The organism is Rhizobium sp. WSM1328 (assembly GCF_057653715.1).
On the sequence record NZ_CM172788.1, the window covers coordinates 1996235 to 2009187 of the forward strand.

The 12953-nt window shown below is 63.8% G+C and carries 12 protein-coding genes; 4 read left to right on the top strand and 8 right to left on the bottom strand.

Going from position 1 to position 12953, the window contains the following annotated elements; translation table 11 throughout:
- The first annotated feature begins 1 nt into the window (after position 1).
- The 3 genes from moaC to AC2444_RS10240 all read left to right on the top strand — a co-directional run bounded on the left by moaC (position 2) and on the right by AC2444_RS10240 (position 2456).
- Positions 2 to 499 carry a cyclic pyranopterin monophosphate synthase MoaC gene (moaC, locus tag AC2444_RS10230; RefSeq protein WP_012757521.1) on the top strand — a complete coding sequence of 166 codons (498 nt, stop codon included), beginning with the start codon at positions 2 to 4 and terminating at the stop codon, positions 497 to 499.
- Complete coding sequence (locus tag AC2444_RS10235; RefSeq protein ID WP_012757522.1) at positions 496 to 1719, top strand: molybdopterin molybdotransferase MoeA; 1224 nt, start codon at positions 496 to 498, stop codon at positions 1717 to 1719. Before moaC ends, AC2444_RS10235 begins: the two co-directional genes overlap by 4 nt.
- A gap of 89 nt (positions 1720 to 1808) precedes the next feature.
- Positions 1809 to 2456 carry a hypothetical protein gene (locus tag AC2444_RS10240; protein ID WP_012757523.1) on the top strand — a complete coding sequence of 216 codons (648 nt, stop codon included), beginning with the start codon at positions 1809 to 1811 and terminating at the stop codon, positions 2454 to 2456.
- A 102-nt stretch (positions 2457 to 2558) separates the two neighbouring features.
- On the opposite strand, the gene AC2444_RS10245 is transcribed toward AC2444_RS10240, so the two are convergent.
- The 6 genes from AC2444_RS10245 to AC2444_RS10270 all read right to left on the bottom strand — a co-directional run bounded on the left by AC2444_RS10245 (position 2559) and on the right by AC2444_RS10270 (position 9470).
- Positions 2559 to 3224, bottom strand: a complete 666-nt coding sequence (locus AC2444_RS10245; RefSeq protein WP_012757524.1) for a class I SAM-dependent methyltransferase — start codon at positions 3222 to 3224, stop codon at positions 2559 to 2561.
- A 25-nt stretch (positions 3225 to 3249) separates the two neighbouring features.
- Positions 3250 to 3684 (bottom strand): GNAT family N-acetyltransferase, encoded by a 435-nt coding sequence (locus AC2444_RS10250; RefSeq protein ID WP_012757525.1) that lies wholly within the window; start codon positions 3682 to 3684, stop codon positions 3250 to 3252.
- 65 nt (positions 3685 to 3749) lie between these two features.
- Entirely contained in the window at positions 3750 to 5705 is a 1956-nt protein-coding gene (locus AC2444_RS10255; protein ID WP_012757526.1) for a DEAD/DEAH box helicase, read from the bottom strand.
- Positions 5706 to 5804: 99 nt separating this feature from the next.
- Complete coding sequence (locus tag AC2444_RS10260; protein WP_128449867.1) at positions 5805 to 7661, bottom strand: CHASE2 domain-containing protein; 1857 nt, start codon at positions 7659 to 7661, stop codon at positions 5805 to 5807.
- A gap of 5 nt (positions 7662 to 7666) precedes the next feature.
- Entirely contained in the window at positions 7667 to 8185 is a 519-nt protein-coding gene (locus tag AC2444_RS10265) for a FecR domain-containing protein (protein ID WP_012757528.1), read from the bottom strand.
- Between the two features lie 139 nt (positions 8186 to 8324).
- Entirely contained in the window at positions 8325 to 9470 is a 1146-nt protein-coding gene (locus AC2444_RS10270; protein ID WP_012757529.1) for a citrate synthase, read from the bottom strand.
- An 83-nt stretch (positions 9471 to 9553) separates the two neighbouring features.
- On the opposite strand from AC2444_RS10270, the gene AC2444_RS10275 reads away from it, so the two are divergent.
- Positions 9554 to 10642, top strand: coding sequence for a citrate synthase/methylcitrate synthase (locus tag AC2444_RS10275; RefSeq protein WP_012757530.1), 1089 nt, complete (start codon positions 9554 to 9556; stop codon positions 10640 to 10642).
- A gap of 37 nt (positions 10643 to 10679) precedes the next feature.
- Here the strand turns inward: AC2444_RS10275 and AC2444_RS10280 are convergent, their stop codons facing one another.
- Complete coding sequence (locus tag AC2444_RS10280) at positions 10680 to 11150, bottom strand: SRPBCC family protein (protein WP_128449866.1); 471 nt, start codon at positions 11148 to 11150, stop codon at positions 10680 to 10682.
- 71 nt (positions 11151 to 11221) lie between these two features.
- Positions 11222 to 12850 (bottom strand): CTP synthase, encoded by a 1629-nt coding sequence (gene pyrG / locus AC2444_RS10285; RefSeq protein ID WP_012757532.1) that lies wholly within the window; start codon positions 12848 to 12850, stop codon positions 11222 to 11224.
- Positions 12851 to 12953: the final 103 nt, after the last annotated feature.

Sequence of the window (12953 nt, forward strand, 5' to 3'; positions counted from 1 at the left end):
TATGAGCGGCGCAAAGCCCGGTCTGACCCATATCGGTGCCTCCGGCGAGGCACATATGGTCGATGTCTCGGACAAGGCCGAGACGGTGCGCATCGCCACTGCCGAGGGCCATGTGAAGATGGCGTCGGAAACGCTTGCTCTCATCGTCCAAGGAAATGCCAAGAAGGGTGATGTGATTGGCACGGCGCGCCTTGCCGGCATTATGGCGGCAAAACGCACCGCCGATCTCATCCCGCTCTGCCATCCGCTGATGCTGACGAAGGTCACGGTCGAGATCGAGGAAGATGCCGCCCTGCCCGGCCTGCGCGTTACGGCGACCGCCAAGCTGACCGGCAAGACCGGTGTGGAGATGGAGGCGCTGACCGCCGTCTCGGTCGCTTGTCTGACGATCTACGACATGGCCAAGGCCGCCGATAAGGCAATGGAGATCGGCGGCATCCGGCTTCTTGAAAAGTCCGGCGGAAAATCCGGCGATTTCCGTCATCCGGAGGCAAGATGAACCTTCTCCCGGTCGCCGACGCCCTGAACCGCTTGCTCTCTCGCGCAAAACCCACTGCTGCGTCCGAGACGCTGCCGCTAGCCGAAGCCGAGGGCCGCGTCCTGGCCGTCGATCTGACGGCCGGCCTGACCCAGCCGCCCTTCAATGCCTCCGCCATGGATGGCTATGCGCTGCGCCGCGAAGACGCGCCGGAGCCGGGCGCCGAGCTGAAGGTCATCGGCACGTCTTCCGCTGGCCACGGCTTCGAGGGAAGCGTCAGCCAGGGTGAAGCCGTCCGTATCTTCACCGGCGCGCCTGTTCCGCCGGGCGCCGACAGCGTCCTGCTGCAGGAGGATGCGGAGAAGATCGAAGGCGGTATCCGAACCAATTTCCCTGTGCGGCAGGGCCAGCATGTGCGTCCGCGCGGTCAGGATTTCGCCGAAGGCGAAGCCGTTCTGTCGGCCGGCACCGTGCTCGATTTCTCGCGGCTGACGGTTGCTGCCGGCATGAACCGGCCTGATGTCGAAGTGCTGCGGCGCCCGCTGATCGCCATCCTCGCGACCGGCGACGAACTGCTGCCGCCCGGAAGCACGCCCGGCCCTTCACAGATCATCGCATCCAATACGTTTGGTATTGCAGCCCTTGCCCGCAAAGCCGGCGCCGATGTGCTCGATCTCGGTATCGTGCCTGACGACAAGGCTAGGATCACCGCGGCGATCGACACGGCCCGGGATGCCGGGGTCGATGTGATCGTCACGCTCGGTGGCGCTTCGGTCGGCGACCATGATCTGGTGCAGGCCACGCTGATCGAAGCCGGCATGCAGCTCGATTTCTGGCGCATCGCCATGCGCCCCGGCAAACCGCTGATGGTCGGCAGCTTCGGCGAGACGCATGTGCTCGGCCTGCCCGGCAATCCGGTCTCGAGCCTCGTCTGTTCGCTGCTCTTCCTGGAACCGCTGATCCGCAGGCTTGCCTCCCTGCCGCCGGTGCGCCGCGAGGCAACGGTGGAGGCGGCTGTCACGCTGCGCGCCAACGACCACCGGCAGGACTATATCAGGGCGAAACTTTCGAAATCCGCCGCCGGCCACTGGCTCGCCGAGCCTTTCGGCAAGCAGGATTCCTCGATGATGAAGGTCTTCGCCGCAGCCGATTGCCTCGTCATCCGCCCGCCACATGCGCCGGAGCTGCTGGCCGGAGCGCCCTGCCCGGTCATGCTGTTGCGGCCGGACCTTCTGGCCTGATATTACAGTGTAATTTATTTCCACGTTTGAGCGTATACCGCTTCTGCCTGATGATGAACGCGCAGGAGCCACGTTTGTAGGTGATGCCAATGTTATCTAGCTGCATGATGTCGGCTGTCGTCCTTCTCACGGCCTATTCGTCCGCCGTTGCGGCGGTAGAAGGAGGCCCCGCACTGGAGCCCCCTGCTAACACCAACGCTCCCTGGGCGATTGACTGGTTAAGCTCCGATTTGAAAGACGCAGCGACGCCAAGAACTCTGGTACTTTGCTCGGATCGTATGGACGAGCAGCTCAGACGATATCGGTCGCTGATTGAAAAACTCAGTGTGCTGAAAGGCCATACGATCCTGGATGGAAGCAAGCCTATGGCACGCAAGCAACAAGCCGGATCCATCGGTTACATCATCATCGCGCATCGGGGCAACGAGGACCTTGCCGTAAACAGTTGCGCTACGAACTACCCTGAAGTTCGAGAATTTGTGACCGATTTCATGGAAAAGGAGCTATTGGCTCAACAAAATGACGTTCAAGACCTGATACGACTTGGAATCTTGCCGAAGAGTGCAACGCCGCGTCAATGCTTTGGAAAAACCTATTATCCGCCAGAGGGGACAACGACTTGGCAGGCGGACGTTAACATCGACGGTTCCACCGATGATAGATGTCTCGACGAGTTCGTTCCGGTCACTTTCGGCATCAATCCCAATTACTGTAGTTCATCCGCTGCCTGCCGCTGATGCAAAAAAATAAAGGCCAGCCCGCAGGCATCGGCCACGCGGTCATTTGTCTGCTGACGATGAGGTAATGCGGGCAGCTAGGCTAAATGTTGATCTCGCCTTTCAGCTATTGCCGGAGAGCGAGAAGACGACCGCCTGCACAGCCTTGCCCCCCTTGCCCGCCCCGAAATCCGCAACCGCATGGGTGGCGATTCGCCTGAATTCGTCCTGCGGTAGGTAGGCCCGCTCGGGATCGCCGATCAGCACCTCGATGCCGCGCGCCTGGCAACGCCGCAGGAAGGCCATCACCCGCAAGGCTAGCCCTGGATCGTAGAACAGATCGCCGACAACGAGGAGGTCTGTCTCTGGCGGCGAATCCCCAATGATATCCGCGGCGACGGCAACGATGTTGACGCCGTTAGTCGCTGCGTTGAGGCCGATCGCGGCAATGGCATTAGCATCGATGTCGACCGCCGTCACCGTAGCTGCTCCGGCCTTTGCCGCCGCGATAGCGACGAGCCCGGAGCCGGCGCCGAGATCGAGGACACGGCGACCCACGACTATTTCCGGCCGGTCGAGCAGATGGCGGGCAAGCACGGCGCCGCCGGCCCAGGGATAGGCCCAGTAAGGCGGCGGATCGGCCTCTCTGCGGCCGGAAAGCCGCCAGAGCCCGCTCGCAGGCCCTGCCGTATGAAGGCAAATCTCCGGGATAGCGGGAACCGGTGATATCGGCAGGTTGGCCTTGATGAAGGCGGCCGGATCGGGATTCGGCATACCGGGGCGTTTCATCGGCATCTGCTCCTGCCGCCGAAGCTCAGTAGTTCTTCATGGCAAGGTGCGGCATCCCGCCGTCAAGAAATTCCGCGCCATAGGCAACGAAGCCAAAACGCTCGTAGAGCGGCAACTTGTCCGCCTGCGCTGTCAGATAGAAGCGGTTGTCGCGGGCAGCGCGATGCAGGTCCATCGCTTGCCCGATCATTGCGGCTGCAACGCCTTGGCCGCGCCATTGGCTTGCAACCGCAACCCGCCCGATCTTCACATGTTCCTCGGCGTAGATGATCCGCAACGTGCCGGAGACCTCGCCTGCCGTGACGGCAACGAGATGATGGGCGCTGAGATCGTCGGCATCGAATTCCTCGGCTTCGGGAACCTTCTGCTCATACACGAAAATAGCGCGCCGCAGCCGGAAGGCCTCATTGCAGAGCGTACTGAAAACCGGGACGCTGAGGATCGCCGTTTCCATCACCATCCTTGCCTCCCTCAGGGATACGGCCCAAAGCCCTCCGCCGGACCAGCGTAGGGCTGCCGGCATAATCAGCCGGGCTTCTTCTTCGAGAACTTAGCTTTTGGTCCGGCGCCGCCCTTACCCTCATATCTTGGGGCGTCGGATCTTGGGCCTTCGTATTTCGGCTTGTCGGACTTCGGGCCATCGAACGCGGGCTTGCCCGGCTTCTTGCTCCAGGGCTTGCTATCCCGTTTGTCCCCGCCGCTATTATCGGCCGCGGCATATCCGCCGCCCGGACCCTTGCCGAACTTGTTCTTCGGCCGCTCGCCGCGGAATGTGTCGTCCGGCCGCTCGTCGCGAGATGGCTTGCCGGCATAGGGTTTTGGCGCAGGCGCCCGGCTGAAATCCGGCGTGCCGGAAAGCCTGGTCACGCGGATGCCGCGTTCCAGCGCCTTGTTCGGACCGATCGCCGCCAGGAAGCTTTCGGCGCTCGCCGCAGCGATCTCCACAAAAGTTTCCTCGGGCTGCATCTTGATCGCGCCGATTTCGCGCTTCGTCACATTACCGTTGCGGCAGAGCATCGGGATCAGCCAGCGCGGCTCGGCATTCTGTTTGCGCCCGACCGAGACGGAAAACCAGACGCTGGCGCCGAAATCTTCGCGCGGTCCCTTTTGCGCCGGCTCGTACGGCTCGGCATTGTCGCGGCGCTTGCGGTTGCGGTCGTCCTGCACGGTAACCTCGATGAGGTCCTCCGGCGCCGAATGATTGGTGCGGTAAAGACGCAGGAAGGCTGCGGCGAGCTTTTCGGCGCCGTGGCTGGCGAGAAGCTGTTGTACCAGCCCCTGCTCTTCCTCCTGCGGCGTTTCGTTGAAGATCGGATCGGCGAGCAGCCGCTCGTCGTCGCGCTCGCTCACTTCCTCGGCCGAAGGCGGTCGCGCCCAGGCAGCCGAAATGCCGGCATTCTCGAGCAGGCGCTCTGCCTTGCGCCGTGCATTCAGCGGCACGATCATGGCGCTGATGCCCTTGCGCCCGGCCCGGCCGGTTCGGCCGCTGCGGTGCAGCAGCGTGTCCGGATTGGTCGGCAGGTCGGCATGGATGACGAGATCGAGCCCCGGCAGGTCGATGCCGCGGGCGGCAACGTCGGTCGCGATGCAGACACGGGCGCGCCCGTCGCGCATCGCCTGCAGCGCGTGAGTGCGCTCGTTCTGCGTCAACTCGCCGGACAGCGCCACGACGGCGAAATTGCGGTTGTTGAAGCGTGCGGTCAGATGGTTGACGGCGGCGCGCGTCGAGCAGAACACGATGGCATTGGTCGCCTCGTAATACCGCAGCACGTTGATGATCGCGTTCTCGCGGTCGCTCGGGGCAACCATCAGCGCGCGATATTCGATGTCGATATGCTGCTTTTCCTCGGCCGCGGTGCTGATGCGCACGGCATCGCGCTGGTAGCTCTTGGCAAGCTTGGCGATCGCCGCCGGCACCGTTGCCGAAAACATCAGCGTCCGGCGTTCGTCCGGCGCCGCATCGAGGATGAATTCAAGGTCTTCGCGGAAGCCGAGATCGAGCATCTCGTCGGCCTCGTCGAGCACGGCGGCCTTCAGTTCCGACATGTCGAGCGCCCTGCGGCGGATATGGTCGCAAAGCCGACCGGGCGTGCCGACGACGATATGGGCGCCTCGTTCGAGCGAGCGACGCTCGCTACGGATGTCCATGCCGCCGACGCAGCTGACGATCACCGCGCCGGTCATCTCAAAGAGCCATTCGAGCTCCCGCTTCACCTGCAGGGCAAGCTCGCGCGTCGGGGCGATGACGAGGGCGAGCGGCGCGGCGGCATTGCCGAAGCGCTCCCTGCCTTCGAGCAGCGTCGGCGCCAGCGCCAGGCCGAAGGCGACGGTTTTGCCGGAGCCGGTCTGGGCCGAGACCAGCGCGTCGGAAGCGGCAAGCGCCGGATCGAGCATCGCCTTCTGCACCGGGGTGAGTTCGGCGTAACCACGCTTCTGCAACGCCTTGGCGATCGCCGGAACGACGCCGTTAAATTCTGTCATGAGTTCGATCTTTCGGAGCTGTCAGGCGCGTTGCTGCGCCATGGCCGGAGCCAGCCGGCGGGGTATTTGCGCCGTTCCTAGCCGCTCCCGCGGCGATTGTCAAAGCGTGCGGCTGCGCCAGAGCCAGGCGTCGATGCGGCTTGCCCGGCCGCGCAGCGCTGTTTCCAACGGTCCCTCCATCCGACCGGTATGCGTGAGCACGCTATCAGGGCCGGCGGCACGGACGATTTCGGCGCTCAACGCCAGTTCGACGCCATGGCGGGCGGCGACCTCCATCAGCCGGCTGCCGACATTGATGGTGTCGCCCGCCGCCGTGATCTGCTGCCGGTCGCCGGTACCGAGACGCGAAGCGACGATCGGGCCGCAATGGGCGCCGACCTTGAAGCCGATCTTCTTCGGGGCAAAGCCCGCATGCGCTTGAAGCCAGGCCCGTGTGCGCTCGCACAGGCTGACCGCGCAGGCAGCGGCGCGGGCGGCATCGTCATCGGCGGGCTCCGGCAGGCCGAACAGGATCATCGCCCCGTCGCCCATGAAGCTGGTGATGGCGCCGCCATGGGCGCGCGCCTCCTCGTCGACCAATTCGAAGAAGCCGCTCAGCATCTCGCTCACCGCCACCGGCCCGACATTTTCGCTGAGGCCGGTGAAGCCCGAGAGATCGATGAAGATGACGGCGGCGTTCTGGCGTACTGGCGCGGCGAGAAAATTCGGATCTCGCGCCAGCCACTCGCCAAGGCCAGGCGCCTCGATACGCTGCAGGAGCGCGCTCTGCTCGGCGAAATGACGGGCGCGGCCACGGTCGAGCCAGAGTTCGGCCGCGCCATAAGCCAGCGCCGGCGGCAGTGCTGCGGCGATCGGCAGCGCCGCACTCAGCCAGTAGCCATGCGCGAAGGCCGACAAATTGAGCATCGCCCAGACGATCAGCGTCAGCACGATGATGATGTAGCCTGCCGCACTCCGGCGCCAGGCGACCAGCGACACGAGCACGATCGCCAGTCCGACGGCGGTGGCGGCATCGATCAGCCGCATCCGGTGGTCGCGCACCATGCCGTCGCCAGTGACGAGATGGGTGATCGCCGTCGACATTACCTCGACGCCCGGCATGACGGGATCGAACGGCGTCGGGAAGACGTCGCCGCCGCCAGTGACCGTCGAACCGATGACGACGATACGACCGACGACCGCATCCGCCGAAAGCTTGCCATCAAGCGCATCGGCGGCGCTGAAGGTGGCGATGCTGCCATGCCCGCCATAAAAGGTCACCGGCAGGCGCTGGCCGACATCGGTGGGAATTCGCAGCTTTCCGAGCATGATGGCATCGGGTTCGATCGTGGGATCGACGCCGAGCGCCACCGACGCGACACGCAGCGGAAAAGCTGGATCCAGCCGGTCTGCGGCACGCGAGATCAGCGGAATGAAGCGCGGCGTGCCAGTCTGATCGGTTGCGACATTGACGATGCCGACCGCGGCGGCCTCGGCAAAGCGCGGAAGCGGCAACAGCAGCTGGTTTGCCTCAGGGATGGCGGCAAGCGGATCGCCGGCCGTATCCGTGACCCGCTGGCGGCTTTGCGCGAAAGTGGCCGCAGCCGCAATCACGCTCGGCCCCTGGCGCAAGGCAGCAGTCAGCGCCGCATCACCCGCCTCCGGCCCCGGATCGACCAGCAGAATATCGATCGCCAGGGCCTTCGGCTTCAACGCGGTGATCGCGCCGGCGAGGCGCGCAAGTGTCGCCCGATCGAGCGGATAGCCGTGCGCCCTAGCGGTGCGGTCGTCGATCGCAACGATCGAGACGACGGGAGGCGGTGTTTTCGCCCCGACGATGGCGCTGCGGATATCGACAAGCGAGGCTTCCATCCGATCGAGAAGGCCGCTTTCGGCATTGAGATTGACAGAGCCGAGCGCAGCTCCCCAAAGACCGGCGAGCAGCAGCGCGATCACTGTCAGCAAGCGATGGTTCATGGGACTTATTGGCCGAGGCGGGCAAGAAGGGCAGCGGCGCGCGGCGCCGGCCAGCGACGCACGACGAGGGGTTCCGTTCCGCCGGTAACATCGACGCCCTCGCCCGGCGACAGCACCACCGCCTCGCCGGCCGGTCGGCGGACTGCGACGCTGCCTCTGACGACCAGCACCGAGGTCTTGCCGCCTGCGACATCGACAGCCCATTGGGTGCCGCGCACGGCAGCGATCGCCTGCGGCGTCACGACCTGGAAACCACCCGCGTGCTGACTGCTGTCGACATCGACGAGGATGGCCTTGCGCCGCAGCGACGCCGAATCAGGGCTGCCGTCGCGGTTGCGGTCGACGAGGCTGTAGGCGGCTCCGGCCTCTGCCGTCACCGTGACGCCGCCGGGACAACTGAGCACCTGGCGGGCGCCGGCATCACGCGATACGGTGCAGCCGGCAGACTGCGCAAAGGCCGCCGCATGCGGAATGAGGCCGATAGCGAGCGCGGCGGCAAGCAGGCTGCGAAGCGTCGTATTCATGGAAAGTCCCCTTGACCGTGCGGAACAGCTTTTTTGGAAAGCGCCCGCCAACCGTCTTCTTCCATATGAGGCATGATAGCCGAATTCAAATATTTCCCTAGGCAAAAAAAGCAAACCGACGCAATCGCCGGCGGAATTCTTACGTTCTACTATCCGTTTCAAGCACCGGTCCGGCATAACGCGCCCTCGGCCTAATCAATTCGCCGCTGTCGATCTGCTCCATCGCATGTGCAAGCCAACCGGCGGAACGGGCAAGCGAGAAAATGATGATCGGCGCCTCCCTTGGGAGATCGAAGGCGGCGGCCATTGCGGCAAGCGCGAAATCGACGTTGACCTTCTCGCCGACCATCTCCTCGCCCACTTCCCGGACCTCGGCAAACTGCGGCGGCAGAGGGAAGTGCGACAGCAGCGCCAAGGCTCTGACATCGCCATCGGGATAGAGCGGATGGCCGAAGGCCGACAGGCGATTGCCCTGGGCAAGCGTACGGCGAATCGCCTGCTCCGCCCCGAGCGTGGAAGCGGTCTCGATCAAGGCGTCGACGCCTTGCCAGGCGGCGCCGTGCAGCGGCCCTGTCAACGTCGCCAGACCGGACAGCACGGCGGCTGAAAGGGCAGCACCTGCCGATGCCGTGACCCGCGCCGCAAAGGTCGAGGCGTTGAGTTCGTGATCGGCAAGCAGCACCAGCGCGCGACGCAGGCAATCGGCAGCATCCGGCCGCTGCCAGCTTGCCGCAAGCCGCAAATGCAGCGGCTGGTCGAAAGGTCCCGGCGCGAGCGCATCGGCGACGGTACGGAGAACGCCACTTGCTTCACGGCGAAGTGCTGCCTGCGAGCGACCGAGCGATGGCAGATCCGATGTCACCCGCCCTGCCAGCGCCAGGAACGCCGCCTGAAGCGACGGAGCGGCATGCCCGGTTCCGCTGCCGGAGGAGAGTATTTCCGCGCCGTTCCAGAGCAGCGCCGCCGTCTGCTCCAGCGTCGCGACTTCAGCGAAACCGGCCGCATCCTTTCCGCGATAGAAAAGCCGTCCGCCGATGATGGTGGAAATTGCCGACGACAAAACCGGATCGCCCCAGCGGATCGCCTCGGCGGCCACCGTTTCAGTCTTGCGGCGGCCGGCATGGCGTTCGGCAAGCCGCGTCACGTCGGAAGCCTGGTAGAGGCTGCGGCGCGGGTCGGCGGGATCGGGCTTGGCGCGGATGCGCCCACGGCTGACATTGGCATAGAGCGTCTGCGGCTTGGTCTTCAGCGCCTGCAGCGCCTCCTCGGCGGTCAGCCACGACATCGGAGCCTCACATTGATCAATTGCGTCAAGATTGACGTCAATGAAACTAGGTCGGATCATCCGGACCGTAAAGGAGAAACAACATGAAAAACGGCTTGGAAGATGTCATTGCTGCCGAAACGCAGCTTTCGGATGTCGATGGCGAAGCGGGACGACTGATCATCCGCGGTGTATCGCTGGATCACCTGGTTGCAGACGGCACCTATGAAGGCGTCGCCGCCCTGTTGCTCGATGGGCTGATGGAAAAAAGCTTCGACGAAGCGGAATTGCGCGACTGGTTGGCGCAGGCGCGAACGAGGATTTTCGGCCATATCAAGGCCGCCGATGCCGCCCTGCTCGCTTTGCCTCCTGTTGATGCGATGCGGGCGCTGATCGCCCGCCTGCCCGACGGCGAGGATTTCGATACTGCGCTCAGCCTTCTGGCTGCGCCCGCAGTTTTCCTGCCGGCGATCCTTCGCATGCAAAGCGGCAAAAGACCGATCGCGCCCGACGCCTCGTTGCCGCAGGCGGCCGATATCCTGCGTATGCTGACCGGAAAATTGCCGACCAGGGAGCAGACGGCGGCACTCGACACCTATCTCGTGACGATATCAGACCATGGCCTCAATGCCTCGACCTTCGCATCACGCGTCATTGCCTCGACGCAGGCCGGCCTCACTTCTTCCGTGCTCGCCGCACTGAGCGCGCTGAAAGGGCCACTGCACGGCGGCGCGCCCGGTCCTGTGCTCGACATGCTGGATGCGATCGGAACGGCGGAGAATGCTTACTCGTGGCTCGGCGAAGCGCTCGACCGCGGCGAAAGGCTGATGGGCTTCGGCCACCGCATCTATCGCGTCCGCGATCCGCGCGCCGATGCACTGAAGGGAGCGCTGAAGCCGCTGATATCAACCGGACAGGTAAACAGCGCCCGCGGTACATTGGCCGAAGCCGTGGAGGCCTCTGCATTGGCCATCTTGAAGGCGCGCAAGCCGAACCGGCCGCTCGACGTCAATGTCGAGTTCTACACTGCGCTTCTGCTCGAAGCGCTCGGCTTTCCCCGCGAGGCCTTCACCGGCGTCTTCGCGATCGGCCGCACCGTCGGATGGCTGGCGCATGCCCGCGAACAGGCGCTCGACGGCCGGCTGATCCGTCCACGTTCGGTCTATATCGGGCCGCTGCCCGCCGCTGCCTGAAAGTGAATTCGGCGGCAGCATGTCCTGCCGCCGATCCTCAACCGCCGACGAAAGCAGCCAGATTGTCGAGCGTCGAGCGGCACCCTTCCGCATTGTCTTCGAGGCGGATCCCGGACGGAATATTGTCACTGACCATCGTCACATCGGTGCCTCCATTCGCAGCCGACAACATCGTGCTGACGGTCATTTCGCCGGAAAAGCCCTCATCCTCGGAATCGAATACCGTTGCCCAGACGATTCGTTCGTTCGGCACGAGTCTGGCAAAGCGGCCTTCGAACCAGTCTATCTTGTCGGAGGTCTTGCCCGGTTGCGATGTCTCGTCCTCAGGATAAACGAGCGACATGCAGAAGGCGCCACCTTCCCTGCCCTCGAAGGCATGGACGATGCCCTTCATCGTATCAGGCGGAAGCCAGGTGGCGACCGCGTCGGCATCGAGGAAGGCGCGGTAGATGCGCTCGCGCGGCGCTGCGATGAAGCGTGAGACGGTGGTGCTGCGTGAAGGGGTCATGCCGGCAAGTTAGCGCAGGCACGGTTGTTATCCAGATCGCGCCTGAAACAACGCGATCTGGTTTGCATGCATCAGACGAGACGGCTCTGTTCCGTCGCCGCTTCTATGAAGCTGGCAAACAGCGGATGCGGGTCGAGCGGCCGGCTCTTCAGTTCCGGGTGGTACTGCACGCCGATGAACCACGGATGATCCGGATATTCGATCGTCTCCGGCAGCACGCCGTCCGGCGACATGCCGGAAAAGACCAAGCCGCAGTTTTCTAGCCGATCCTTGTAGTCGATATTGACCTCGTAGCGGTGGCGATGACGCTCGGAAATATCAGTGGAACCGTAGATATCCGAGATCTTCGTGCCCTTCTTCAGCGCCGCCTTGTAGGCGCCGAGGCGCATCGTGCCGCCGAGATCCCCGGCTGCCGTGCGCTTCTGCAACTCGTTGCCCTTGACCCATTCGGTCATCAGACCCACCACCGGCTCTTTCGTCGGGCCGAATTCGGTCGAGGAGGCACCGGACACGTCGGCGAGATTGCGCGCCGCCTCGATGACCGCCATCTGCATGCCGAAGCAGATGCCGAAATACGGCACCTTGCGTTCGCGGGCAAAGCGGGCAGCATGGATCTTGCCCTCCGAACCGCGTTCACCGAAGCCGCCGGGCACCAGGATGCCGTGCACCTTTTCGAGATAGGGCGCCGGATCTTCCTTTTCGAAGACCTCGGACTCGATCCATTCAAGATTGACCTTGACGCGATTGGCGATGCCGCCGTGATGCAGCGCCTCGATCAGCGATTTATAGGCATCCTTGAGGCCGGTATATTTGCCGACGATGGCGATCGTAACCTCGCCCTCCGGCGTGCGGATGCGGTTGCAGACCTCTTCCCACGGGTCTAGCCGCGGCTTCGGCGCCGGCTCGATACCGAAGGCCGCGAGCACTTCGTCGTCGAGGCCTTCCTTGTGGTAGGCTATCGGCACGTCATAGATGTTGGCGACGTCGAGCGCCTGGATGACGGCAGACGGGCGAACATTGCAGAACAGCGAGAGCTTGCGGCGTTCGGCTTCCGGAATTTCCCGGTCGGCGCGCACCAGCAGGATATCGGGATGAATGCCGAGTGCCTGCAGTTCCTTGACCGAATGCTGCGTCGGCTTGGTCTTGAGCTCGCCGGCGGCCGGAATATAGGGCATCAGCGTCAGGTGAACGTAGACGGCGGTACCGCGCGGCAGGTCGTTGCCGAGCTGGCGGATCGCTTCCATGAACGGCATCGCTTCGATGTCGCCGACCGTGCCGCCGATCTCGCAGATGACGAAATCGTAGTCGTCATTGCCCTCGATGACGAAATCCTTGATCTCGTTGGTGACGTGGGGGATGACCTGCACGGTCGCGCCGAGATAGTCGCCGCGCCGTTCCTTGTCGATGATGTTCTTGTAGATGCGGCCGGTGGTGATGTTGTCGGTCTTGGTCGCCGAACGCCCCGTAAAGCGTTCGTAGTGACCGAGATCGAGATCGGTTTCCGCGCCGTCGTCGGTGACGAAGACCTCGCCGTGCTGGGTCGGGCTCATCGTGCCCGGGTCCACGTTCAGATAGGGGTCGAGCTTGCGAAGCCGAACCCGATATCCACGGGCCTGCAGCAACGCTCCGAGAGCCGCGGCCGCAATTCCTTTTCCGAGAGAGGAAACCACGCCGCCAGTGATGAATACGTATCGCGCCATGGGATTCACCGGATACCTTTTCAAAAACGATTCCACCAGCCCAAAAATTCTTTTCCAGAACTTTCGATGCATGGCGCAGGAATCTGAACAAAAGAAAACCGGC